24 protein-coding genes and 1 tRNA gene are annotated in these 24,520 nt (G+C 66.2%); 9 read left to right on the plus strand and 16 right to left on the minus strand.

Annotated features, from left to right (window positions below; all coding sequences use genetic code 11):
* Positions 1-5 precede the first annotated feature (5 nt).
* Genes HDC95_RS05830 through trxB form a run of 3 tightly spaced genes read right to left on the minus strand, consistent with a single transcriptional unit; the run spans position 6 to position 3,078 of the window.
* The gene (locus HDC95_RS05830) at positions 6-998 is read right to left on the minus strand and encodes a metalloregulator ArsR/SmtB family transcription factor (protein ID WP_259062343.1); all 993 of its coding nucleotides are present in this window, start codon (positions 996-998) and stop codon (positions 6-8) included.
* Positions 995-2,104 carry an ACR3 family arsenite efflux transporter gene (arsB, locus tag HDC95_RS05835; RefSeq protein ID WP_259062345.1) on the minus strand — a complete coding sequence of 370 codons (1,110 nt, stop codon included), beginning with the start codon at positions 2,102-2,104 and terminating at the stop codon, positions 995-997. The genes HDC95_RS05830 and arsB overlap by 4 nt, the downstream gene beginning before the upstream one ends.
* Positions 2,101-3,078 carry a thioredoxin-disulfide reductase gene (trxB, locus tag HDC95_RS05840; RefSeq protein WP_259062346.1) on the minus strand — a complete coding sequence of 326 codons (978 nt, stop codon included), beginning with the start codon at positions 3,076-3,078 and terminating at the stop codon, positions 2,101-2,103. Before trxB ends, arsB begins: the two co-directional genes overlap by 4 nt.
* Before the next feature lie 125 nt (positions 3,079-3,203).
* On the opposite strand from trxB, the gene HDC95_RS05845 reads away from it, so the two are divergent.
* Positions 3,204-3,605: a low molecular weight phosphatase family protein gene (locus tag HDC95_RS05845; protein ID WP_259062347.1), complete on the plus strand. Its 402-nt coding sequence runs from the start codon at positions 3,204-3,206 to the stop codon at positions 3,603-3,605.
* Between the two features lie 52 nt (positions 3,606-3,657).
* On the opposite strand, the gene HDC95_RS05850 is transcribed toward HDC95_RS05845, so the two are convergent.
* On the minus strand, positions 3,658-4,959 hold the full coding sequence (locus HDC95_RS05850) for an NAD(P)-binding domain-containing protein (protein WP_259062349.1): 1,302 nt from the start codon (positions 4,957-4,959) through the stop codon (positions 3,658-3,660).
* 83 nt (positions 4,960-5,042) lie between these two features.
* Between HDC95_RS05850 and HDC95_RS05855 the strand changes: the two genes are divergently transcribed.
* Both HDC95_RS05855 and HDC95_RS05860 read left to right on the plus strand, forming a co-directional pair.
* On the plus strand, positions 5,043-5,384 hold the full coding sequence (locus tag HDC95_RS05855) for a helix-turn-helix transcriptional regulator (protein ID WP_259062351.1): 342 nt from the start codon (positions 5,043-5,045) through the stop codon (positions 5,382-5,384).
* The gene (locus tag HDC95_RS05860; RefSeq protein WP_259062352.1) at positions 5,381-6,553 is read left to right on the plus strand and encodes an MFS transporter; all 1,173 of its coding nucleotides are present in this window, start codon (positions 5,381-5,383) and stop codon (positions 6,551-6,553) included. The genes HDC95_RS05855 and HDC95_RS05860 overlap by 4 nt, the downstream gene beginning before the upstream one ends.
* A gap of 15 nt (positions 6,554-6,568) precedes the next feature.
* Here HDC95_RS05860 and HDC95_RS05865 read toward each other — a convergent pair whose 3' ends face one another.
* The 7 genes from HDC95_RS05865 to HDC95_RS05895 form a co-directional block, all read right to left on the minus strand.
* Entirely contained in the window at positions 6,569-9,601 is a 3,033-nt protein-coding gene (locus tag HDC95_RS05865; protein WP_259062353.1) for a glycoside hydrolase family 38 C-terminal domain-containing protein, read from the minus strand.
* Between the two features lie 33 nt (positions 9,602-9,634).
* Positions 9,635-10,528, minus strand: coding sequence for a carbohydrate ABC transporter permease (locus HDC95_RS05870; RefSeq protein ID WP_259062354.1), 894 nt, complete (start codon positions 10,526-10,528; stop codon positions 9,635-9,637).
* 1 nt (position 10,529) lies between these two features.
* On the minus strand, positions 10,530-11,432 hold the full coding sequence (locus tag HDC95_RS05875; protein ID WP_259062355.1) for a carbohydrate ABC transporter permease: 903 nt from the start codon (positions 11,430-11,432) through the stop codon (positions 10,530-10,532).
* A 7-nt stretch (positions 11,433-11,439) separates the two neighbouring features.
* Positions 11,440-12,792: an extracellular solute-binding protein gene (locus HDC95_RS05880; RefSeq protein WP_259062356.1), complete on the minus strand. Its 1,353-nt coding sequence runs from the start codon at positions 12,790-12,792 to the stop codon at positions 11,440-11,442.
* A 102-nt stretch (positions 12,793-12,894) separates the two neighbouring features.
* A complete protein-coding gene (locus HDC95_RS05885) occupies positions 12,895-14,112 on the minus strand; it encodes an ROK family transcriptional regulator (RefSeq protein WP_259062357.1) in 1,218 nt (405 codons plus the stop codon).
* 60 nt (positions 14,113-14,172) lie between these two features.
* Positions 14,173-14,248, minus strand: a tRNA-Met gene (locus HDC95_RS05890).
* Between the two features lie 111 nt (positions 14,249-14,359).
* Positions 14,360-15,346, minus strand: a complete 987-nt coding sequence (locus HDC95_RS05895; protein ID WP_259062358.1) for a YafY family protein — start codon at positions 15,344-15,346, stop codon at positions 14,360-14,362.
* A gap of 62 nt (positions 15,347-15,408) precedes the next feature.
* On the opposite strand from HDC95_RS05895, the gene HDC95_RS05900 reads away from it, so the two are divergent.
* From HDC95_RS05900 to HDC95_RS05910, 3 genes are all read left to right on the plus strand, one after another.
* The gene (locus HDC95_RS05900; protein WP_259062359.1) at positions 15,409-16,455 is read left to right on the plus strand and encodes an ATP-binding cassette domain-containing protein; all 1,047 of its coding nucleotides are present in this window, start codon (positions 15,409-15,411) and stop codon (positions 16,453-16,455) included.
* Positions 16,455-17,231, plus strand: a complete 777-nt coding sequence (locus HDC95_RS05905) for an ABC transporter permease (protein WP_259062360.1) — start codon at positions 16,455-16,457, stop codon at positions 17,229-17,231. The genes HDC95_RS05900 and HDC95_RS05905 overlap by 1 nt, the downstream gene beginning before the upstream one ends.
* Positions 17,232-17,305: 74 nt before the next feature.
* Positions 17,306-17,644 carry a DUF4229 domain-containing protein gene (locus HDC95_RS05910; protein WP_259062361.1) on the plus strand — a complete coding sequence of 113 codons (339 nt, stop codon included), beginning with the start codon at positions 17,306-17,308 and terminating at the stop codon, positions 17,642-17,644.
* A gap of 6 nt (positions 17,645-17,650) precedes the next feature.
* Here HDC95_RS05910 and HDC95_RS05915 read toward each other — a convergent pair whose 3' ends face one another.
* From HDC95_RS05915 to HDC95_RS05925, 3 genes are read right to left on the minus strand one after another with little or no spacing between them, the layout of a single operon-like run.
* The gene (locus tag HDC95_RS05915) at positions 17,651-18,619 is read right to left on the minus strand and encodes a 1,4-dihydroxy-2-naphthoate polyprenyltransferase (RefSeq protein WP_259062362.1); all 969 of its coding nucleotides are present in this window, start codon (positions 18,617-18,619) and stop codon (positions 17,651-17,653) included.
* A gap of 31 nt (positions 18,620-18,650) precedes the next feature.
* Complete coding sequence (locus HDC95_RS05920) at positions 18,651-18,941, minus strand: DUF4287 domain-containing protein (protein WP_259062363.1); 291 nt, start codon at positions 18,939-18,941, stop codon at positions 18,651-18,653.
* Positions 18,942-18,964: 23 nt separating this feature from the next.
* Positions 18,965-19,321, minus strand: coding sequence for a cupin domain-containing protein (locus tag HDC95_RS05925; protein WP_259062364.1), 357 nt, complete (start codon positions 19,319-19,321; stop codon positions 18,965-18,967).
* A gap of 45 nt (positions 19,322-19,366) precedes the next feature.
* On the opposite strand from HDC95_RS05925, the gene HDC95_RS05930 reads away from it, so the two are divergent.
* On the plus strand, positions 19,367-20,401 hold the full coding sequence (locus HDC95_RS05930) for a winged helix-turn-helix domain-containing protein (RefSeq protein WP_259062365.1): 1,035 nt from the start codon (positions 19,367-19,369) through the stop codon (positions 20,399-20,401).
* 1 nt (position 20,402) lies between these two features.
* On the opposite strand, the gene HDC95_RS05935 is transcribed toward HDC95_RS05930, so the two are convergent.
* Positions 20,403-20,858: an Lrp/AsnC family transcriptional regulator gene (locus tag HDC95_RS05935; RefSeq protein WP_259062366.1), complete on the minus strand. Its 456-nt coding sequence runs from the start codon at positions 20,856-20,858 to the stop codon at positions 20,403-20,405.
* Between the two features lie 72 nt (positions 20,859-20,930).
* Between HDC95_RS05935 and HDC95_RS05940 the strand changes: the two genes are divergently transcribed.
* Both HDC95_RS05940 and HDC95_RS05945 read left to right on the plus strand, forming a co-directional pair.
* Complete coding sequence (locus HDC95_RS05940; protein WP_259062367.1) at positions 20,931-22,349, plus strand: DUF6421 family protein; 1,419 nt, start codon at positions 20,931-20,933, stop codon at positions 22,347-22,349.
* Positions 22,342-22,995 (plus strand): SDR family oxidoreductase, encoded by a 654-nt coding sequence (locus HDC95_RS05945; RefSeq protein ID WP_259062368.1) that lies wholly within the window; start codon positions 22,342-22,344, stop codon positions 22,993-22,995. Before HDC95_RS05940 ends, HDC95_RS05945 begins: the two co-directional genes overlap by 8 nt.
* Here the strand turns inward: HDC95_RS05945 and HDC95_RS05950 are convergent.
* On the minus strand, positions 22,992-24,470 hold the full coding sequence (locus HDC95_RS05950) for an MFS transporter (RefSeq protein ID WP_396652679.1): 1,479 nt from the start codon (positions 24,468-24,470) through the stop codon (positions 22,992-22,994). The two genes, HDC95_RS05945 and HDC95_RS05950, sit on opposite strands and share 4 nt — an antisense overlap.
* Positions 24,471-24,520 lie beyond the last annotated feature (50 nt).

Here is a 24,520-nt window from a genome sequence, read left to right on the forward strand (position 1 = left end):
AGTGGTCAGTGGACAAGGTCGTCTACGAGGGTGCGGACTCGGGCGGCGATATCGTCTCGGATGGCTTCGACGCCCTCGCGTGATGCGAGCGCCGGATCGCCCACAGCCCAGTCGTCGTAGCGGACTCCCGGAATGATCGGGCAGACATCGCCACAGCCCATCGTGATGACGACATCCGCCGCTCTGACGGCATCGTCCGTCAGCGGTTTCGGGAACCGCTCTGCGGCCCCGTCTCCTTCGATCTCGGCGAGCAGTGATCGCACGTGCGGGTGGATCACATCCGCGGGGCTGGAGCCGGCAGAGCGGGCGACGACTTTGCCGCCTGCGAGCTGATTGACAAGAGCTGCGGCGAGCTGCGAGCGACCGGCGTTGGCCACACAGACGAACAGCACCTGGGGCACGGCCGTATCGCGGTCGCGGGTGAGGTCGCTGAGCCTCTGACGCGCGAACCGCTCTGTGAGCGGGATCAGGGCCGAGGTCACCCGGGCGGTGCGGGCGAGAGCCGTGTACGACTCCCGGACGACGGTGAGGACGGCGGCAGCGTCGACGTCAGGAACCTCTGCAGCCAGTTCATCGGCGAGGCGCGTGACGCGCGCATCGAAATCCGGTCGGAGGATGTCTTCGGACGCACCATCCGCCGCTGGCGCTGCAACCGTGGCCGGCGCGAACGAATCCAGCAGCGTCGTGACGGCGCGGCGACGCTGGGGGTTGATCTTGTACCAGACCCATGTGCCGCGGCGCTCTGACGTCAGCACGTCGACGTCCTTGAGGACCTTGAGGTGGTGCGACACGGTCGGCTGCGACACCTCGGCGAGTTCGGCGAGGTCGCACACGCAGGACTCCCCTCGCGGGTCGGAGGCGATGGCGGAGAGCATCCGCAGTCGCAACGGGTCCGACAGCGCCTTCAGCGTGGATGCCACCGAGGATGCGGCATCCTGCCCGATCGCATGCGTGCTGACGGGACTGCACGTCTCGTCAGCGGTCAATGTGACATTCATGATGGCACCCTCTCGACGGCGGATGGAGCGGCGGTGTACGGATCGGTGTGGAACCACTTACGGGCCGCCCAGAGCGAGACATAGACGAGCCCGACGAGAACCGGCACCTCGATCAGCGGGCCGACAACGCCTGCGAGCGCCTGCCCCGACGCTGCACCGAACGTGCCGATGGCCACAGCGATCGCGAGTTCGAAGTTGTTGCCGGCAGCGGTGAACGCCAACGTCGAAGATCGTGCGTAGCCGAGACCGAGCGCTTTGCCGGTGAAGAGTCCGATGAACCACATCACCGCGAAGTACACCAGCAGCGGCAACGCGATCCTGGCCACGTCGAGCGGGCGGGACGTGACCTGCTCCCCTTGCAGAGCGAACAGCAGCACGATCGTGAACAGCAGCCCGTACAGTGCCCATGGGCCGATCTTCGGCAGGAACTTCTCCTCGTACCACTCACGCCCCTTGCGACGCTCCCCGACGAACCGTGATGCGAATCCAGCGAGCAACGGGACACCCAGGAAGATGAGGACGTTGAGCGCGATCGAGCCGACCGAGAAGTCCAGCCCCTGAGTGTCGAGCCCGAGCCGGCCGGGCAGGACGGTGAGGTAGAACCACCCGAGCAGTGAGAACGCCACGACCTGGAAGACCGAGTTGATCGCGACGAGCACGGCGGCGGCTTCTCTGTCGCCGCAGGCAAGGTCGTTCCAGATGACGACCATCGCGATGCATCGGGCGAGCCCGACGATGATGAGACCCGTCCGGTACTCGGGCAGGTCGGGCAGGAACATCCAGGCGAGCGCGAACATGAGCGCGGGGCCGATCAACCAGTTCAGCACGAGCGAGGAGATGAGCAGCTTCTTGTCGCCCGTGACGGCCGCGACCTTGTCGTAGCGGACCTTCGCAAGGACGGGATACATCATCACCAGCAGGCCCAGGGCGATGGGAACGGAGATGCCGCCGACCTCGAGGCTCGCGAGCAACGGGGACACGCCGGGGACGAATCGACCGAGGAGGATGCCGCCGACCATGGCGAGCCCGATCCACAGCGGCAGCCACCGGTCAAGCGTCGACAGGCGACGCGTCGCAGGTAGTGCAGGAACGGTTGCGGTGCTCATGCGAAGACCTCTTCCGCTGCGGACACGTGCACCGGAGCGTCTGCGAGATCGGAGAGGAACTGCTGGGCGTCCTGCGCTGCGGCGCATCCGGTGCCTGCGGCGGTGATCGCCTGACGGTAGGTGTGATCGACGAGGTCGCCGGCCGCGAACACTCCGGGCAGGTTGGTGCGGGTCGAGGGATGGTCCACGAGCACATATCCTTCGGCGTCCGTGTCGATGACTCCGGTCACGAGTTCGGAGCGGGGGTCGTGACCGATGGCCACGAAGACCCCGGTGGCAGGCAGTTCGCGTTCGGTACCGGTGATTGTGTCGCGGAGCGTGACCGCACGCACCTTCTCGGCTCCGATGATGCCTGCGACTTCACTGTTCCAGGCGACGTCGATCTTCGGGTGATCCAGCACCCGCTGCGCCATGATCGTCGACGCACGGAACTCGTCGCGGCGGTGCACGACTGTGACCTTCGACGCGAAGCGGGTGAGGAAAAGTGCTTCCTCCATCGCGGAGTCGCCGCCGCCGACGACGACGATGTCCTGATCGCGGAAGAAGAACCCGTCGCAGGTCGCGCACCATGAGAGCCCGTGGCCGGTCAGTCGCTCTTCTTCGGGCAGTCCGAGCTTGCGATAGGCGGATCCCATGGTGAGGATGACGGCGCGAGCGCGGAAGGTCTCACCGGCGCCGGTCTCGATGATCTTGACCGGACCGTCGAGGTCGACGCTGGTGGCGTCATCGAGCAGGATGCGGGCGCCGAACCGCTCGGCCTGGGCGCGCATCGACTCCATCAGCTCAGGCCCCTGCACGCCGTCGACGAATCCGGGGAAGTTCTCCACCTCGGTCGTCGTCATCAGCGCACCGCCCGCGGTGACGGAACCGGCGAGCACCACCGGCTCGAGCCCTGCGCGAGCGGCGTAGACCGCAGCGGTATATCCGGCGGGTCCGGAACCGACGATGACCAGCTCAACCTCTTGATTCGACATGCGTCTATATTGACATCCATCGATATCGAATGCAACCATGCTGCGGAGCGTTCACCTGCTCGCCATCCGGTGAGTAGATCATGCAAGCGCAACGACCATGCTGCAACTTAGAAAGCGGAGAAACGATGACCCAGTCGAAGACCGTCGTGTTCATCTGCAATCACAACGCGGGGCGTTCGCAGCTGGGCGCCCACCTGCTCACCAATGTTGACACCGAGGAGCTGGTAGCGACGAGCGCGGGCATCAGCCCGGCCGAAACGATCAACCCGGCGATCGCCGAGTCACTGCATGAACTCGGGATCGACACGAGCGAAGCACGTCCGCGTGCGGTGACGATCGAAGATCTCGAATCCGCCGATGTGGTCGTGCTGATGAAGCCGGGCCTCCCCCTCCCCGGCCCTGTCGGTGGAGAGTTGGTCGAATGGTCCTTCCCTGACCCGTCGAACTGGGAAGCCGAGGGCGTGCGTGAGCTCCGTGACGCCGTCGACGAGAAGGTCCGCGGACTCGCTGCCCGCCTCATCGACTGACACGCGAAAGGGTGGGACCTCGACCTGAGGTCCCACCCTTTCGCGTGCGCGGTCAGCCGACGGGGACGGGACGCGCGCCGATCTGAAGAACGGCGGGGGCAGCACAGCAGGTCCCCACGTTGTTGTCGAAGTCGCCCGAACCACCACATACACCGGTATCCGGCAGCACGAGTTCGTTGCGCGCTGCAGCCTCGTGATCTCCCGCGAGGTGCGCGACGATGCTGCGCACCTGCTCGTAGCCGGTCAGAGCGAGGAACGTCGGCGCACGACCATAGGACTTCACCCCGGCGATGAAGAAGCCCTGCTCGGGTTGCGCGAGCTCTCTGGCCCCGGTGGCGGACACCGACCCGCAGGAGTGGATGTTCGGGTCGATCTCGGAGGCGATGCCTGCGACGGCATCTAGAGTGGAATCCAGGTCGATCCGCAGTTCTCGCAGCATCTCCGTGTCGGGCCGGAACCCGGTCAGAGCGAAGACGTGCGCGACATCAGTGACCACGGCACCGTCCTCGGCGACGATCGTCAGTGACTCGCCATCCTGGCGGAACTCCGCGACGCGGAATCCGGTCACGACATTCACCAGGCCTTCGTCGATCATCTTGCGGGCGCGAGAGCCGAGCGCGGCCCGCTCCGGAAGCCCGTCTCCTGCGCCTCCGCCGAAGATGTTCGCGGCGCTCCCCCGGCGCAGCATCCAGGTCACCCGCGTTCCGGGCGAGCGCCGCGCCAGCTCGCTCAGCCGCAGGACCGCGTGGGTTGCGGAATGCCCCGCCCCAACGACGACGACATGCGATCCAGCGAACGCGGACACATCGTCCGGAATGCGGTAGGAGATCGAGCTCGACGCCTGGGTCTCGCGGAGCGCCGGGCACCCATCGGCGCCTGCCGGGTTCGGCGATCCCCATGTGCCGCTTGCATCGATGACGGCTCGGGCGATCAGTCGGGACTCGTTGCCGTCCCGATCGATCGCGTGCACCACGAACGGCTGGCTCTTGCGGCCACCGTCGACGACCTTGTCGCGACCTTGGCGGGAGACGCCGGTCACGGTCGTGGCGTACCTGATCCGCTCCCCCAGAACATCAGCGAGGGGCGCGAGGTAGTCGCTGACCCATTCAGCTCCGGTCGGGTAGCCCGAGATCGGCGCGCTCCATCCTGTCGGCTCGAGAAGACGGCGAGCGGCCGCATCCGTCAACTCCGGCCACGCCGAGAAGAGGCGCACATGGCCCCACTCGGATATCGCGGCCGCCGGCCCGGCGCCGCGTTCCATCACGATCACGTCGACGCCTCGTTCGACAAGATGAGCCGCTGCGGCGAGACCCTGGGGACCTGCTCCGATGACGACGACGGGAAGCTCAGACATCACATCTCCTCAAATCGAAAATCTTCAATATGCAGACTGTCACGCATCTATCGAAGAATGTCAATACGTGTCAGACTAGAACCGTGAGCCTGCCAACCACCAGCGAAACGAGCAGTTGCTGCGTGCCGCGCGTCACATCCTCTCTCACCGTTGAGGATGCGGAGCGCGTGTCGCGCGTGTTCAAGGCTCTCGGCGATCCCACTCGCGTCAGGCTGCTCTCGCTCATCGCCGCAGGCGACGGCGGAGAGGCCTGCATCTGCGACCTGACGGATCCGGTCGGACTCTCGCAGGGCACCGTTTCTCATCACATGAAGCTCCTCGCCGACGCCGGGCTGGTCACGCGTGAGCAACGCGGCAAATGGGCGTACTTCGCTCTCAACGACGGCGCGCTGGATGCGGCCGCCGACGCACTCCGCTCGGTATGACCGCCGTGCAGGCCCCACCCCGCCTGGGTGGCCGGCTGGCCGCGCTCTCGGTGGGGCAGGTGGTCAGCTGGGGCATCCTGTTCTACGCCCTCATCGTCGCATCGCCTGCGATTGCGGACGACACTGGCTGGTCGGTCGCCTTCGTCACACTCTCGTTCTCGTCCGGTCTCGTCGTCTCAGCCCTGGCCGGGGTGTTCGTCGGGCGGTGGCTAGATGCCCGCGGCCCGCACCTCATCATGACTCTCGGCAGCATCCTCGGACCGATCGGGATCGTCGCCGTCGCGCTCGCACCGAGTCCGATGGTGTTCACCGCCGGATGGGTGATCGCGGGCATCGCCCAATCTGCCGTGCTGTATCAGGCGGCATTCACCGTCATCGCCCGAAGGTATGGCGCGCGCCGCCGCGGCGCGATGACGATCCTCACTCTGGCCGGGGGTCTCGCCTCCACCGTCTTCGCGCCCATCGTCGCCGGGCTTCTCACGATCACCGATTGGCGCACGACCTTCCTTCTTCTCGCCGGAGTCCTGCTGATCACCACCGTGCCCCTGCACTGGTTCAGCCTCGAACGCACCTGGACGCCGATCCCCCACGACGACAGCGTCGAGGTGCACAGCGTGAGCGCTGTCGTCCGCACCAGACGCTTCTGGATGCTGGAGCTGTCCATGCTCACCCTGGCGGCAGCTCTCTTCAGCGTCACCCTGGCACTCATCCCACTGTTCGCCGAGAAGGGCATGAGCTACGAGCTCGCCGCCTGGGCGCTCGGCCTCCTCGGCGCGGGGCAGGTGATCGGGCGGCTGCTGTACGTCGCGATCCCGCACACCGCCGCTCCCTGGATCCCCCTCGCCGCGACGGCTGCACTCAGCACCGTATTCCTCGCTCTCCTCGCGCTCGTCCCCGGACCGCCGTGGCTGCTCATCTCCATCGGCATCGCCACCGGAGCTGTCCGCGGCGCGCAGACGCTCGTGCAGGGGTCGGCCGTCGCCGACCGATGGGGTGCACGCAATTACGGAGCCATCAACGGCGTCTTCGCCGCGCCGATCACGCTCGTCGGCGCGTTCGGACCCGCCATCGGACCGCTGCTCGCCGTCGCAACCGGCTCCTACTCAGCCATGGCGCTCATCGCCGTCGCATTGGCCGCGCTGTCGCTCGCCTTCGCTCGATTCTCCTGACCGTTCAGGACGGTCTCAGACGCGGCTGAAGCGCATCGTGACGATCTGGAACGGGCGCAGTTCGAGCCGCACGCCGTCGCCGTCGACATCAATGCCATCGAGGGCCACCTCGCGTTCGAGCAGGTCGGTCTGGCGCGCGTCCGCGAACGCGAACCCGGTCGTGAGCGTCGCGTGCACCCGAGTCCCCAGGGACTCATAGAGGCGCACGACGACGTCGCCGCTGCCATCCTCGGCGAGCTTGACCGCTTCCACGACCACACCGGGGTGGTCGATGGTCACGAGGGGTTCAATCGCATCGAAGGCGGTGTCCGCGAGACGACGAGGGGGGAGATTGATGTGATATCCCTCGGCGACAGTTTCGGCGACATCCGCGCCGATCACGAGGCCGACTCGCAGCTCGTGGAGGCCCTGGTCCTGCTCAGGGTCGGGGAAAAGTGCCGAGCGGATGAGCGACAGTCGCGCGATCGTGATGGTGCCGCCGCGTTCATCGCGCTGTTCACGCGTGATGTCGTGACCGTACGTCGAGTCGTTGACGATCGAGGCGCCGAAGTCGGGCTCTGAGACCCGGATCCACCGGTGGGCGACGGTCTCGAACCGCGCGGCATCCCACGACGTGTTCGTGTGCGTCGCGCGTTCGATGTGTCCGAACTGGATCTCCGACGCGGCGCGATCGGTATGCAGGTCGAGAGGAAAGGCGAATTTCAGCATCTTCTGCTTCTCGTGCCAGTCCAGTTCAAGGGCGAACGACAGCACGCGCGAGTTCTCGCGCAGGCTGATCCGCTCGGTCACTGCGGACGCTCCGAACCGGCGCTCGACCACGAGGGACGCCCCGTCGACCCCGACCGAGACTGCTTCGGTCAGATCGGTGACGGTGTTGCGGTAGTGCACGTCCACATCCCAGGCATCCCACTGCGTCGGGGTGTCCCGGTGCAGCTGCAGCAGGCCGGCCGGACGGCCGGGCATCACGATGTCTCGCCCCGTCTCGATGTCGACAGCCGAGACGACCAGGCCGCGATCGTCCACCGTCGCACGGACGATGCCGTTGTCGAGCACCCATCCAGCGGTTCCATCGCGACGAGGTTCAACGTCTTTCGCGCCGTCGCTCGCACCGGCGCCGAGCGCTGCGATGCCCTCTCTGGAATGCGGAGATGCGTTCGCCTCGAGTGTCAGTGCACCCTCCCCGGCGAGCGCCCGCAGGCTGTCGCCGATGATCTCCTCGAGCTCGCGCGCGACGAAGGCGTAGTTGCGCTCGGCGTCCTGAAAGACCCATGCGATTGAGGACCCCGGCAGGATGTCGTGGAACTGCTGCAGCAGGACGGTCTCCCAGACCCGCTGCAGCCGCTCTGCGGGATAGGGGATGCCGAGGCGCACGCTCGCGGTGGTGGCCCAGAGCTCCGCCTCCCGCAGCAGGTGCTCGCTGCGCCGGTTGCCCTGCTTGGTGGCCAGTTGGCTCGTATACGTACCACGGTGGAACTCGAGGTACAGCTCACCCGACCAGACCTCGGGCCGGGGGTACTCGGCCTCAGCGGTCTCGAAGAACTTCCGCGGGGAGCTGTGCACGACGCGCGGTGATCCTTCGAGTGATTCAGTACGGGCCACCGCTGCCGTCATCTCGCGCGTCGGCCCGCCGCCGCCGTCGCCGTAGCCGTACGGGAGGAGCGAGACCGTGGCACGGCCCTTGTCGGCGAAGTTGCGCTCGGCGTGGGCGAGCTCATCCGCGGTCACTCGTGAGTTGTACGTATCGACGGGCGGGAAGTGCGTGAACAGGCGCGTGCCGTCGATGCCCTCCCATTGGAACGTGTGGTGGGGGAATCTGTTGGTCTCGTTCCACGAGATCTTCTGCGTCAGGAACCAGCGGATGCCGGCAGCCTTGGCGATCTGCGGGAGCGCCCCCGAGTACCCGAAAGAGTCAGGGAGCCATGCCTCTGGCGTATCGATCCCGAATTCACGCAGGAAGAACGACTTGCCCGCGATGAACTGTCGTGCCATCGCCTCCGATCCCGGCATGTTGGTGTCGGATTCGACCCACATGCTCCCCACCGGGATGAATCGCCCCTCGGCCACACGGGCACGGATCCGCTCGAACAGGTCTGGGTAGTACTCCTTCATCCACGCGTACTGCTGGGCGCTGGACGCGGCGAAGACGAAGTCGGGATCCTCGTCCATGAGGGACAGGACGTTCGAGAAGGTGCGCGACACCTTGCGGACCGTTTCGCGCACCGGCCACAGCCACGCGGAGTCGATGTGCGCGTGGCCGACGGCGTGCAGCGTGTGGGCGGAAGCGGATGCCGGCTTCGCGAGGACGGGGGCGAGGACCTCACGCCCGGCGGTCGCGGTCCCGGCGACGTCATCAGGGTCGACGACGTCGATCATCCGCTCCAGGGCGACGAGGATGTCGGCGCGCCGCGGGGATCCGTCGTCCAGTTCCTCGGCGAGGCCGCGCAGCGCGAGCGTGTCGGCGAGCAGATCCGCGACTTCAAGGTCGCGGAGGCGCACGTCGATGTGGCGCAGCGTGTAGATGGGGTCACTGCCCGCGGTCGCGAGGTCGCCGACGTGGGTCGGGTCGAACGTGAAGAGGCTTCCGACGTCCGGGTTGGAGGCCGCCTCGATGTAGACGTCGATGACGCCCGCCTCGTCCACCGCTTCGGCGACGGCGTTGTTGAGCGGGGCGATCCCGCGGATGGGCCTGCCTGCCACATCCCACACCATCGCCTCGCACTGGAAGCCGGGCTGCCCCTGCGTGAAGCCGAGGTCGACGACGATCTCGGCCCGCGTACGCGCGGGCAGTGCGCCGTCAGCATCCCGCCACGACGCGGGCATGCCGCCTTGCAGGCGGAACCAGGTCGTCCCCCACGGGCGCCCCCACAGCTCGCCGGGAGCGATCGGCGAGTATTCGCCCGCCGCGGCCTCCGCGAACGGAACGGGCTCGCCGGCCGCGTCCCAGCGGGTGGCTGCGATCGGTGCGGATGCGCGGTGGATGCGGGTGCGCAGTCGCTCGCGAACGAAACGGTCGACGCGGAGGAGGGCGAGTCGGGAACGGTCGTGCATGAAAGGCTCCTTCAGGAGATGAGGGGGTTCGGATCAGCCTTTGACGGAACCGGCGAGTGCGAAGGACGAGCCGGAGAGTTTCTGGACGATGACGTACAGGACGACCATCGGTGCTGCGTAGAGCACCGAGTACGCCGCGAGCTGGCCGTAGGCGATCGTGCCGTACTGCCCGAAGAAGTTGAAGATCGATACGGCGGCAGGAAAACGATCTGAGGTGAACAGGAGTACGAACGGGACGAAGAAGTTCCCCCACGCACCAGTGAAGACGAAGATGAACACCACGCCGATCCCCGGTCGCATGAGAGGCACCACGATGCGCGCAAGTGCTTGCATCGAACTCGCGCCGTCGACCCAGGCGGCCTCCTCGAGTGAGATCGGTACGGAGTCCATGAAGTTCTTCAGCATCCAGATCGCCATCGGCAGTGAGGTCGCCGACATGAAGACGATGACTCCCCACGTCGAGTTGAGCAGGCCGAAAGACACGAAGAGGGAGTAGACCGGCACCATCATGGCCGTGATCGGCAGGCCGGTGCCGAAAAGGATCGCGTACATGAACGGCTTCTGATACCGAGCCGCGTACCGCGAAAGCGGGTAGGCCGCCAGCAGCGAGACGAGGACCGTGATGACCGCGGTGCCGAGGGAGATCAGCACTGAGTTGAGCAGTGGCAGCCACGTGAGCTCCCACGTCATGACGCCCGTGTAGTTGTCGAGCGTCCACGACTCCGGAATCCGCATCGAGACGGTGGCATTCGCATCGAACGACGCGAACACGACCCACAGGAGCGGCACGAGGAAGAGTACGCCGATGATGCTCAGGATGATGGATGCTGTGACCGTGTGAGCCCGCTTGCGCGGGGCTGACACGCTCACCGACTTCCGCCCAGGCGTGACGAGCGTGCGCGTCTCGGTCATGGTCTGCGCGGCCATTTCAGTCCACCTCCGGCTTGAGCACACGAATGTAGATGATGGAGAACACCGCACCTATCAGGAGTGTCACGGTGGCGATCGCCGTGCCGTAGCCGACTTGGGCGAATTTGAAGGCCTCCTGGTAGGCGAGCACGGGCAGCGTCGCCGATGCCGTGCCCGGCCCGCCGCCGGTCATGACCCAGATGAGGGTGAACACCCCGAGCGTCTGGAGCGTGGTCAGCAGGAGATTCGTGGAGATCGACCGCCGGATCACCGGCAGTGTCACCTGGATGAAGCGCTGCCAGGCGTTCGCTCCGTCGATGGTCGCCGCCTCGATCAGGTCGGGCGGCACCTCGGCGAGCGCGGCGTTGTACACCAGCATCGAGAAGGCGGTCCCGCGCCAGATGTTCGCCACGATGACCGACAGCATCGGCAGGTGGTACAGCCATGCGGTCTGCTCCATGCCGAACCAGCCGAGCACCGAGTTGAGAGTGCCGTCCTTCGCGAAGAAGGCGTAGAGCGCGAAGGCCGCCACGATCTCGGGGAGCACCCATGCCAGGACGACGATCCCGCTGACGAGGGATCGCACGGCCCGCGCCGAGCTGCGCATGAGCACCGCCAGCAGCATTCCGAGCACGTTCTGGCCGATGACCGCTGACGCCAGGACGAAGACGACAGTGAGGACGAGGGAGTTCCAGAACTCGGCGGAGCCCAGCAGTTCGATGTAGTTGTCGAGCCCGACGAACTGCGGGTTCGCAGCGCGTGGCCCGGTGAGTGCCCGGTCGGTGAGCGATCCGTACAGCGAGTACACGATCGGACCGAGCATGAATGCGGCCAGCAGCAGCACCGCTGGAACGAGCGGCAGCAGGCGGAAGAGTGCGCGGCTCGGGCTGTGCCCGGGCCGCGCGACGGCTACGGCGGTCATGAGACGTTCAGCCCGCCTGCGTGTTCTCTTCGCCGACGATTCCGATCAGCGCCTCGTCGTATCCGCGCTGCGCCTCCTCCGGTGAGGACTGCCCTGTGATGACCGACTCGGTGGCCACCGGGATGTTCGACGAGATCTGCGAGTAGTCGGGCGTCGCGGGCCGGAAATGCGTGTACTCGACCAGCGAGGAGAAGAACTCGAAAGAGGGGTTGTAGTCGAGGTATTCCTGACTGGCGGCCACGTCGGAACGCACGGCGATCTGACCCGCCTCCTGGTGATACGTGAGCGCGTTCTCAGGCGTCATCGCCTGGGCGATGAAGTCGAAGGCGGCCTGAGGGTCGTTGGCGTTGGCACCTACAGCGAGCGTCCATCCACCAGACATCGAGGTGAAGCCGTCGCCGCCACCGTCCTGGGTCGGCATGGCGGCGAGGCCCATGGTGTCCTGCCACTCCGGCCACGCGTTGTCGCCCGCGATCCATCCGCTCGGGAGCCAGGAGCCGTCGATCGCGATCGCCAACTCGCCCTGTGGAATGAGCTCGTTCTGGACCTTGGATCCCCATCCTGGATCGAGCGCGTCCGCTGGGTCGGGGGCGAGCCCCTCTTCGAAGGCGGTCTTGTAGAAGTCGAGCGCATCGAGGAAGCCTGCCGACTCGGTCACCCATTTGTTCGTCGAGGAGTCCATGAGCTCGTCACCCGTGCCGTACAGCAGCATCTCGAAGCCTTGCATCGACGTGGCCTCGCCGAGCGTCTTCGACGCGTAGATGTTGAGCGGCGTGACGTCCGGACTGCTCTTCTTGATCGCGCGTGCCGCGTCCAGGATGTCCTCCCAAGATGTGGGCTTCCAGTCCGAGGGCAGGTCGGCGGACTCGAAGAGGTCTTTGTTGAAGTAGATGCCGCGTGTATCAGTGCCGAGCGAGACTCCGTACGTCTTTCCGTCATCGCCCACACCCGCCTGCTTCGCGCCGTCGTCGTACAGACTCCAGTCGTCCCAGTCGGCCAGGTAGTCGTCGATCGGGAGGAGGTAGCCGGCTGCGGCGTCCGAGCGGATCTGGAATGTGTCTTCGTAGATGACATCCGGCGCGGTGTCAGCCGAGCCGTTCATGAGAGCGAGCTTGGTGAAGTACTGATCCTGCTCGGCTTCGATCGGCACGAGCTCCACCTTGCGGTCCGGATATTCCTTCTCGTACTCGGCCTTGACCGTCTTCATGAGGTCATCCATAGCCGTGAAGGACGAGGTCTTCTGATAAGCGATGCGCAGAGTGTCGTCGCTGCCGCTCGAGGTGCCGCCCGAGCAGCCGCTCAGCGCGACGGCCAGGCTGCTGACGGCAAGGATACTCAGTCCGGCAAGTGATTTCTTCATCGGAGCTCCTTTGCTCACTCTTGGTGCGCAACATCGCGCCGGTGTTATTCAAACATATTTAAATATTCTGTCAACCCCTGTCCTGCTCATGGCGTCGAGCGGTCAGGACGCGCTGATCATCAGCCCGGATGTCCGGGCCGTGAACGCGCCGTCCAGCACAAGACATGCCGCTCCCGCTGCGGCGAGATCCGTACCCAACCGCGCCTCGACGAGGCGGAGGGGGCGCGTCGTCGCGATCTGCGCGATCGTCGGGAGGACGGCGCGCAGCCTCGGCTCCAACAGTTCGCTGAGCCGGCTCCAGACCGGGCCTCCGATCACGAACGTGCCCGCGTCGAGCATGTTGTTCATCAGTACGATCGCCCGCGCCAACACTTCGGCGGCATGGGCGCACACTGCGAGGGCGCGAGAATCACCGCCCTGCGCGCGGGTACGGAGATCGTCGATGGCTGCGTGCATCGCTCCCCAGGGGATGTCGAGTGAGGTGGTCACTCCGGCTTCGAGGAGCAGTCGCTCCGGCGCCACGGTGACCCCGAGGCAGCCATGCTGCCCGCATTGGCACGGGGGGCCGCTCGGGTCGATGGAGAGATGCGCGATGTCGCCGGCATTTCCCGTGCGACCCCGGACGGCGTCGCCGTCGATGGCCACTCCGAGGCCCACGCCTGCGCCGTAGTACAGGAGCGCAGCATCCCGGAGCGCATGATCCGCATCCGCCCACAGCTCGCCGACCATAGCCGCGACGACATCCTTCTCCACCACGACCGGCAGGCCCGTCGCCTCGATCAGCAGATCGCGCACGCGAGTGTGGTGCCAGTTCGGGAGCAGTGGCGGCGTCAGCAGCATCCCCGTCGCGTCGTCGATCGGGCCCGGCACCGCGGCGCCGATGCCGAGGACGCGGTCGAAGGGGACGTCTGCCGATTTCAGGAGCGCATTCGCACTGCCGGCGAGCGCAGCGATCAGTTCCGGTGACGAGTCCGCATCGTCGGGCGGCGTCTCCATGTGCGCGACGACTGCTCCCGACAGATCGACCACGACGAACGTGTCGATCGATGGATCGAGATGGATACCGACGGCGAACCGTGCGCTGCGGTTCAGCCTGAGCAAGGTGCGCGGCTTTCCAGGACCTGTGACAACGCGTTCGCCCTCGACGATCAGATCTGCGACAGTGAGCCGACGCGCGACGTTGCTGAGCGTCTGCGCGGACAGGCCGGTGAGCTCCGCGAGTTCGGTCCGGCTCACGCCCGACGGTGAGCGACGGATGATGTCGAGAACCAGGGTCTGGTTGTACGTCCCGACCGCGGGCATGTTGGATCCGCGTTTCATGGTTCCTCCCGAGCGCGCACTGTCGCTTCCGCAGACACTACCCGTCCGGCCCTTCTGAAGTGGACGCGACGGCGGGAGTCGAACCCGCAACACCCTCAGGTATGAACTGGAGCCCGGGACCACCCGGACCGCCGCGATGTCTTCGACGTTACCCGGCCGTGACTTCTCTGACCAGGGTCGCAACCTGAGATAACCATATGAGACCCGCGATGACGACACGTTTCGTCGAGGACTTGCGCGACGCCGATCACCGACGCGCGGCTGGAGGCGGCGCATCCAGCGCTCGAAGCGCCCGCTCCAGCGACTCGCGCAGCTCCGCGCGGTGCGGCTCAGGGAAGTCGGTCGTGTATTCGATGCCGGCAGGAATCCACAGCATCCCGTAGAGCGTCTCACGCCAGTCCGAGCCTCCGATCGGCCAACGGGTGCGTGTCTCATCGTGAGCCGTCGCGCCATGCGCCCACACTCCGAAGTATTGATCCATCTGGTCGAGAGGGAGGTCCATGACGACAGCCGCCTCGAGCTTCTGGGGCGACCACGACGACGCGAGGAGCACTCGCTCCGCGACCTCCTCCTCGGAGATGTCGCGCGGGTCGAACAGCACGCGGGTGTGCTCCACCGATTCGATCCGATCGACGCGGAAGGTTCGCCAGTCGTCTCGATCGAGGTCCCAGCACAGCAGGTACCAGTTGCGCCCCGCAGACGAAAGGGAATGAGGTTCCACCCGCCGGACGCTCTCCACGTCGTGTCGGTCGGTGTACCGCAGGCGCACTCGTTCACGGTCACGCGACGCGAGGGCGAGTTCACCGAGCACGACCGGCGACACCGCAGGGGCATTCCCGATTTGCGCAGGATGAACCGATGCGGCGAGCGCGTTGACGCGTCTGCGCAGATCGGACGGCAGCACCTGCTCCAGCTTCGCCAGCGCCGTCAGTGTGAGCTCTGGCCCGCCGGCCAGCTGCTGAGTCGCAGCGACTCGCAGCCCGATCGCCATGGTGACCGCCTCGTCATCTGTGAGCAGCAGTGGCGGCACGGCGCTGCCGGCCTCGAGCCGGTAGCCGCCGGCCACTCCCGGAGTGGACTCCACGCGGTAGCCGAGGTCTCGCAGCCGGTCGACGTCTCTGCGTACCGTGCGCTCGGTCACGCCGAGTCGCATCGCCAGTTCGGTACCCGGCCAGTGCCGGTGCGTCTGCAGGAGATTGAGCAGCGCGAGGGCGCGGGTTGTCGTGTCGGACATGTCCTCAAGATTGCCAGATCATGCGGACAGGATCTGTCCGCATCATTTTCTACTCTGCCTTCATGGCACACGAACCGATCATCGAAACCGAAGGCCTCAGCAAGGTCTTCACCGTCAAGAAGGCCCAGGTCGCGGCGGTCAGCGACCTCACCTTCACCGCAGCCCGCGGCGAGCTCGTCGCCTTCCTCGGCCCGAACGGCGCCGGAAAGTCGACCAGCCTGCGGATGCTGACGACACTCATCCTGCCGACCTCCGGGACCGCGAGCGTCGTCGGGCACGACATCCGAAGGGATCCAGCTGAGGTCCGAGCACGCATCGGATACGTCGGACAGCTCACCAGCGGCAGCTTCGCGCAACGCGTGCGCGATGAACTTCTCAGCCAGGGCAAGTTCTACGGCATGGGCAAGCGTGACAGCATCCGCCGCGCAGATGAACTGATCGAGTCACTTGATCTCGGCAGCTTCGCGGGCCGCGCCGTGCAGCAGCTCAGCGGAGGGCAGAAGCGCCGACTCGATGTCGCGCTCGGTCTGATGCACGCGCCTCCGCTGCTCTTCCTCGACGAGCCGTCCACCGGCCTCGACCCGCAGAGCAGGGCGAACCTCTGGGACCACATCCTCGAACTCCGCCGACAGCATGGCACGACCGTCTTCCTCACCACGCATTACCTGGAAGAAGCCGATCGTTACGCCGAACGGGTGATGATCATGGACAAGGGACGCATCATCGCCGACGACAATGCTGCGGCGCTGAAGTCGAACCTCGCCGGCGATGTGCTCACGTTCGGGTTCACCGATCTCGAGCAGGCCTCGCGAGCACGCCCGATCCTGAACTCTCTCGCGCAGACGGAGATCAGCGACGCGAATACCTCCCTCTCCCTCACCGCGCCGAACGGCGATCGGCTGCTGCCTGTGATCGTGCGCGAGCTGGATGCCGCTGGCATCACCGTGCACAGCGCGACCGGAGTACCTCCGACACTCGATGACGTCTTCCTCGCACTCACCGGGCGCACGCTTCGCGAAGCCGGCGAGGGTGCGGGCACGGACGCCGAGACAGACGCAGACACCGAAGCGACAGCATCCGTCGCCGCTGAGAAGACAGGAGTCCTCTGATGACCACCGACACCCTCGTACGCTCGAACCTCGCGCGCGACAGCTGGAATGTCCTGACCAGGGAGCTGAAGCCTGTGGTCCGCGACCCGTTCTCGTTGATCTTCAGCCTGCTGCAGCCGCTCGTGTTCCTCGGGCTGTTCGCACCACTGCTCATCGGAGGCTCAGGCGAGCCCGCCGGCGAGACGCTGCGCTGGTTCGTCCCCGGCGTGCTCGTCATGCTCGTGCTGTTCGGTACCGGTGCGACCGGATCGAACCTGCAGTACGAGATCAGCACGGGATCACACGAACGCACCCTTGTCGCGCCTCTGGCCAGGCCATCGCTCCTGATCGGCCGCGCACTGAAGGAGGTCGCACCGATCGTGATCCAGGCGCTGATCATCGTCCTCATCGCCTGGCCGTTCGGGTTCGTGATCAACCCTCTGGGCCTTGTCGTCGGCCTCGCGCTGCTTGCCGTGTTCGGTGTGGGACTCGGGGCGCTGTCCTACTCACTGGCGCTGGCGTCGAAGAATCGGGAATGGCTGTTCTGGGGCGTGCAGCAGACTCTGATCTTCCCGCTGTTGATCCTCTCGGGGATGCTGCTCCCCCTCGATGACGGACCCGCCTGGATGCGGGCGGTCGCCTCGGTGAATCCGGTGAACTGGGTCGTTCAAGCCGAGCGGGCGCTGCTCTCCGGGGATTTCGCGAACGTCACAGTGGCATGGGGATGGATCTCCGCGCTCGCAGTGGCGATCGTCGGACTCGTCGTCGGCGTGCGGGCGATGCGCCGCAGCAACTGAGCCCTGACCTCGGGGCGACCCGTGCGGCGCCAGGCTCGTGTCTGGCGCCGCACGAGCGTGCTTAGACTGGAGGGATGAAGATGCCGCCACTCCTCGTCTACTCCGTGCTGCGGCTGCTGGCGTTCCTCGTGCCACTCGCGGTGATGTGGGTGTTCCCGATCATGCGAGAGCTCTGGTGGCTCACGGCCATCTTCGCCGCATTGATCGGCATGAGCATCTCGATCCTGTTCCTGCGGGGGCCGCTTTCGGGGGCGTCATCCGAGATCTACCAGCGACGCGAAGCCCGCACGTCGCCGGCCAGGCAGAGCGCTGCCGCGCAGGATGCCGATGCTGAGGATGCCGCGCTCGACGACGCATCGCACGGCACGGCCTCACACGACACCGCCGCGGGCAACCCGACTGCGAAGGACTGACGTCTCTCAGCCGACGAACGCCCAATACAGCGCACCGGCGTAGGCGAGTGCGGTGAGCGACGTGAGCCCGAGGGCGACGACGAGCTCACGCGACTGACGATACGACCACACGATGATCGTCGCAGGGATGCCAGCCAGCAGCGCCATCGTCGAGAGCCAGGCGATCGGGTACAGCAGAGCGATGAACGCCGCGATCAGGAACGGCACGACCATGAACACCGTGTAGACGATCTTCGTCGTTCGACGCCCGATCAGCACGGTGAGGGTGCGCTTTCCGACCTGGCGGTCCTGGTCAATGTCGCGCAGGTTGTTGGCAAGCAGAACGGCGCACGCGAAGAGCCCTGCGGCCACGGCGCCGAGCCAGGCTTCCTGCGGCAACTGGAAAGCCTGTACCCAGGTGGTGCCGAGCGTCGCCACCAGCCCGAAGAACACAAACACGAACACTTCGCCGAGACCGAAGTATCCGTAGGGCCGTTTGCCGCCCGTATAGAACCAGGCGGCCACGAGGCAAGCTGCGCCGACTGCCAGCATCCACCACTGGCCGGTGCGGATGACGATCGCGAGCCCGGCGAGCGCGGCGAGCGCGAAGAACGCCAGCCCGATCATCAGGACACTGCGGGGGCGCACCTGACCGGATGCCGTCAGCCGCGCAGGACCGACGCGCTGGTCGTCCGTGCCGCGGATGCCGTCGCTGTAGTCATTCGTGAAGTTCACGCCGATCTGGATCAGGACCGCGACCGCGAGGCAGGCAAGCGCGATCACCCAGTGCAGCTCGCGGTCAACGAGTTGTGCGGCGCCGGTTCCGATGGCGACCGGAGCGACCGCGAGTGGCAGTGTGCGCAGCCGTGCAGCGCCGATCCAGTCGCGCGCCGTGATCGGCGGCGCTTCTACGATGGGTCGCTTGGCCGGGTTGCCGCTGGTGCGCACCGGCTTCCGCCGAGGTGCTGACGTCTTGCGCTTCGAGGATGCTGCCACGGAGGAAATCTTAGTCGGCGTGCTGATGCGCCTACTGGTGAGGGTTACTGTCTTTGCCATCGAGCCAGAGCGTGTCGACGGCGTCTGCGTGCGTACCGTCGGTGCCGACGTGCTTGGTGCTGATCTGGGGACCCTTCGTGATTACGTGAACGATCGCCATGCCGTGGCCACGCCCGAGGTCGTAATCGGTCTTCAACCAGTCGAGGATCGGTGTGGCCTTGGTGCTCTGGTCGAATCCCTTCTCGCGTGCGAGATCGACGAGCTGGCGCGGCGTGAGCCCTGTCTTGGTCTCAACGGTGTCGAGGTAGGCCTGAAATGACATCGGTGTTTCTCCTTGGTGAGTGATCAGTCGAGGAAGGTCTGGATGATGGCGGGTGAAGCGTGAATGCCGAGGATGCGGAGTACGCCTTCGCCGACATTGGTGAAGCAATGCGGGACGTGTGCAGGACCGGTAGCGGTGTCACCGGCTCCGGCCACGGAAGACTCAGCACCGACAGTAATGCGTGCGGTGCCCTCCAGCACCACCCGTGTCTCGGAGTACGGGTGCCAGTGCATGCCAGGACCCTCGCCGGGCTGGTTTTCGACGTAGAAGTACGAGATGTCTGCGCCGTGCTCAGTGCCGGCGAACCGGCGGGAGCGGCCGATGCCGATGCGGATGTCGCCGGCGGCGACGATTCCTTCGAAGAGAGGTGCGGTGTTCATGCGTCCAGTCTCGACAGCGCCGCATCATCGTCATAGAGTTTCGATGTGGATCGAAACATCGTGGCCGGCCGCCCGGTCGAGGGCGTGGACCACCCGCAGCATCGGGTCGAGTTCGATCTGAGTCCCGGCGACATTCAGGCGGTGCGTTTCGGGGTCTCGCCGGGTCACGAACTCGCGCACGCCGTGCGCATTCTGCTGCGTCCGGAGCAGCATCCGCTGCAGTGGGGATGGTTGCGCGCCGTGCGGCAGGGACTCCCCCAAAGCAGCTTCGAGCTGCTCGCGACCGTCATCGGTAACGACGGCTACCTGCCGGATTTCCTCACTGCCGCGCCGAGCTGGGACATGACTCCGGATGCAGAGGTCGACGCATTGCGCTCGGCGCCACTCGATCCGATGCGCGTCGACCTCGGGAAGATGGTGCTGCGATCGACCGGATCGCGTCAGCGCGCGCTGCGCGAGATGCAAGAGCGGCCGGCACGCGCGCGAACGATGATCGCGGATGCCTGGCAGGACGTGTGGGATGCCGCGATCGCCCCGGTGTGGCCGCAGCTCGATCGCCTGCTGCGCGCCGACATCTCCGTGCGCTCGCGCACCATCGCCACGTCGGGCATCTCCGGGATGGCCGACGACCTGCATCCGAACGTCAGCTGGGGCGCCGGAGCCGTGCGCGTGCGACTGCGCAGGCACAGCGAACAGGTGGACTGCCGCGGAAGCGGGCTCGTGCTCGTGCCCTCGGTGATGTCGTCGTGGGGGTGCATGGTGCTCACGGAGCCACCCGCCCAGCCGACGCTCTTCTATCCAGCGCGCGGAGTCACGGCGGGCTGGGCGCGGAGCACGACGGAGACCGCAGACGCACTCGGCGCGTTACTTGGCTCTGCGCGGGCAGAGATCCTCCTTGGTGCTGGCAGCGCGCGCACGACATCGCACGTCGCGCGGGATGCCGGAATCGCTGCGTCGACAGCATCCCACCATCTGACGATCCTGCGAGACGCCGGCCTCATCGCCAGCGAGCGCGACGGTGCGCGGATGCTGCATCTGCGCACACCGCTCGGGGAGGCGATGGTCGGCGCCGTGCTCTGACTCAGTCCGCGGTCTCCACGGCGATCGGTCGGTTCTCGTAATAGGTCTGCAGCACGACCGTGGTTCGCGTGCGGACGTTCGCCGCAAGACGCACCTCGTTCACCAGCTGCTCCAGCGCGCGCGGCGATGCCACACGTACGAACAGCATGTAACTGGCGTCACCGGCCACCGAATGACACGCTTCGATCTCCGAAAACGGCTCCAGCAGCTCTGGTGCGTTGTCCGGCTGGCCAGGATCGAGCGGCGTGATCTCGATGAACGCCGAGAGCGGCTTGCCCAGCGCCTCCGCATCGAAGATCGTGCGGTACCCCGCGATCACTCCCCGCGACTCGAGCCGGCGCAACCTCGATTGCACTGCTGAGCTCGACAACCCGACGGCATCCGAAAGCTGCGCAAGGGTCGCCCGGGCGTCCCTGGAGATCTCGGCAATGATCTGACGGTCGACAGCATCCTCCATAGGTGAAAGAATATCGGACAACAGCGGCTTATGCCGGAAAATTTCCTCTTCATGACCCGATCGGAGGTCCCGATGACCACCACCCACCCGCAGATCAACGCAATCGTCGGCGAGCCCGAGGTTGTAGAGGATGCCCGCACCGCTGAGACTTCGCCGGCCTGGGCGCGCCTGAAGAACGCCGCAATCGCGCTGCGCGAGTTCCAGATCAAGGACGGGTCGATCCCTTCATCCGCCGACCACGACGCTGCACGAATCCACGTCGCGGCGATCATCGCCGGCATACGCGCGCTCGCGCCCGCCTTTCCCCACGATGCCGAGTATCTCGCAGCATCCGTCGACGACTTCGAGCGCTGGGCCGAATCCGGATTCGGCGTGCCCGATTTTCTCGACTCCCTGGTGGCGTTCCAGCCGCAGCGGCATCGCATCGACGGCATCCGCCACCTCGTCGTCTTTCCGATGTACACCCAGAACGGCTCGCCGGACCGGCTCGTCGAGGCGCTCATCGTCGAGGCGATCTGGCCCGAGTTCATCGCTGAGCTGGAGGCAGCTGACTACGCCAACAAGCTGTTCGTCTCGCTGCGCCTGGTGGACTTCACGCCCGGATACGACACGAACTGCGCAGTGCTCTTCCCCGAGACAGTCGCGATGCGGGAGATTCCCGCCTTCACCTGGGGCGCGATCTTCCAGGACCGCGAGGCCGCCCGCTACCGGCGCGTCGTGCGCGCGGCATCCGAGATCACCAAGCTCGAGCTGCCCGCCGAGGCTGCGCGGATGCTGGATGACCACGATCTCACGGAGAAGACGTTCGTGATGTGGGACATCATCCACGACCGCACGCACATGCGCGGTGACCTGCCGTTCGACCCATTCATGATCAAGCAGCGGATGCCGTACTTCCTGTACTCGCTCGAGGAGCTGCGCTGCGACCTCACAGCGTTCCGCGAGAGCGTGGCGATCGAGAAGCGGTTGTCCGCCCGTGACGATCTGACCGCCACCGAGCAGCAGATGCTCGAGCACGCCGACCTCGTGCAGTACGCGGTCATCTTCGACCGGATCTTCCGATTCGCGATCACCGGTTCGCGGGTGCGCAACTACGACGGACTCGGAGGGCAGCTGTTGTTCGCCTGGCTGCACCAGCGCGGCGTGCTGCACTGGACCGACACACAGCTCGCGTTCGACTGGGCTGAGGTTCCTGCGGCCGTGATCGCGCTCAGCGACGCGGTCAATGATCTGTACTGGCGCTCGATCGACCGCCCGAAGACGGCACACTGGCTGGCGGCGTACGAGCTGGTGCGCAGCGTGCTGAGCCCGAACCCTGCGTCGAATTGGGCGCGTGGACTGCCTGCTGAGGTGCTCGCCGGGGCGCCCAAGGGATACACCGACCAAGTGCTGGACGACGAGTTCCCCCTGTCGATGTTCTTCGAGGCGCTGGAGAAGAAGATGCGACCCGTGATCGAGTCGACGGCGGGCATTCGAGCCTCTGATGCCTAGCCTCGGGGGTGGGCTCGAAGGACGCACGGTGGTGATCGCGGGCGCGACGAGCGCAGCCGGACTGGCTGTCGCGAGGGCGCTGGTCTCGGCGGGCGCACGTGTTATCGCAACGGGACGATCGGACGATCGCCTCGCTGCGGTCGCGGATGCCGGGGCTGACGTCGCCGTGACTGACGCGACGTCGCTCGAGGATATGTCCGCACTCGCCGGGCGGCTCGACCGGGTCGACGGTGTCGTATCACTGGTGGGCGGTTGGCGAGGGGGTGGAGGTCTTGCCGGACAGTCCGACGAGGATCTCGAGGCCCTCATGCCCGCGCTCCGCGCAGTGCGTGCGACGAGCCGCGCCTTCGATGGTGCGCTGCAGGCTTCGGATGCCGGGCGCTTCGCGATCGTGTCGTCCACTGCCGTCGCGCGCCCGCTCGCGGGCGGGGCGAACTACGCCGCGGTGAAGGCCGCGAGTGAAGCATGGGCGCGCGCCGTCGCGCACGGATTCGCGAGATCCGCGAAGAACAGCGGAGAACCTCTGCGTGCGGCATCCGTTGTGTTCCGTGCAAAGGCGCTCGATCCGGAATCGCTCGCCGGCGCCGTTCTCGGACTATGGGATGCGGATGCCACGACACTCAATGATCAGGTGATCGAACTCTAGGAATGCCGGTCGGGCACCTCTGGCGGCATGCCCCGCACAGGCGGCGGCGCTTCGAACATGGGCGCCTCAGAGCCCGCAGTATCCGGTGCCTCGCCGGACTCCGCGCCCTCACCATCCACACCGCCGACCGACTGGGCCGGCGCGTGCGCGTAGAGCTCGGTGAGCTTGCGGTAGGAGCGGGTGAGGAAGGCCGACGCCGCCGCGACGACCATGACCAACCCGGCGAACAGGCAGATCAGCGCGATGCCGCGGGCCTGTCCCTCGCCAAGCAGCCATCCCCACTGCTGTTGACCGGCGCGGGTGTCCATGTAGGGGATGATCACGAACTCCGCGATCGGCGCGATCAGGAACGCCGTGATCGGAGCCGCTCCCGCCTCCATCGCCGCCGCGACGCCGAACACTCGACCCTGCCGCTGGAACGGCACGACCTTTTGGATGATGGTCTGCTCCGACGCCTCGACGAGAGGTATCAGCATCATGTACAGCCAGATGCCGACGGCGTACAGCAGCCACCATTCGCGCAGCATGAACACCGCGCCCAGAAGTCCCATGACGATCACGGCGAGGAGCAACGTGCGCATCGGCCGCTTGCCGAGGCCGAACTTCGCCACGAGCGCGCCGCCGATGAGGAATCCGGTGGAGGTGACGCCCAGCACGATGCCCCACATCTCGACGGAGAACAGCGTCAGTCCGTACGGGTCCATCAGGGCCATGTACACGCCACCGATGAGATTGTTGAAGGTCGAGAAGATGATGAGGGCGAACAGTCCTGGTGCGAGGCGGATCGCCTTGACGCTGCCGCGGAAGTCGAGCGCGCTCGAGGAATCGGGATCGGGCTGCGGAGTGTCTTCGGAGATGCGCACGAAGAGCAGGTGCACGAAGCTGACACCCATCGCGACGATCGCGATCACGAGCGTCCAGCCCATGCCGAGAAACCCGATCGAGAGTCCGGAGAACACGCTGGTCACCAGGAAGGCGATGCCCTGCACAGTGCCTACGAGGCCGTTCGCGTTCGCGCGCCTGTCTTCTTCGACCAGCAGCGTGACGGTCGTCGACAGGGCGATGTTGCGCAGCTGCTCGATCACTCCTCCGAACAGGATGATGCCGGAGAACAGCCAGAACCACGGCCCGCCGAGGTCGAGCAGCGCCGACTCCGGCTGCCAAAGGTAGAGCGCACCGGCCGCCGCGAACGCGCCAGCGGACACGACGCTGGACAGCAGCATGACCGAATGCTTGCGATGCCGGTCCACGATCGTGCCGAACACCATGGCGAAGAACGCGACGAACAGCATGTAGGCGCCGCCGATGATGCCGGTGGCCAGCACCGACTGCGTCTCGATGTACACCCAGAACGTGAGGGCGAACCAGAGAAAGCTCGTCGTGACGTTGGCGATGAGCGTGTTGACGAGCACGTTGATGAACGCCCGGTTCGCACTCGGACCTCCGGGGCTAGAGCGCTCGACGCCCTCGCCGATCGCTCCCGCGGAATCTGCAGTCTCGCTCACGAGAAGAAGCGTAGCGAGGA

The organism is Microbacterium sp. AK031, from assembly GCF_024807145.1.
Lineage (GTDB): Bacteria > Actinomycetota > Actinomycetes > Actinomycetales > Microbacteriaceae > Microbacterium.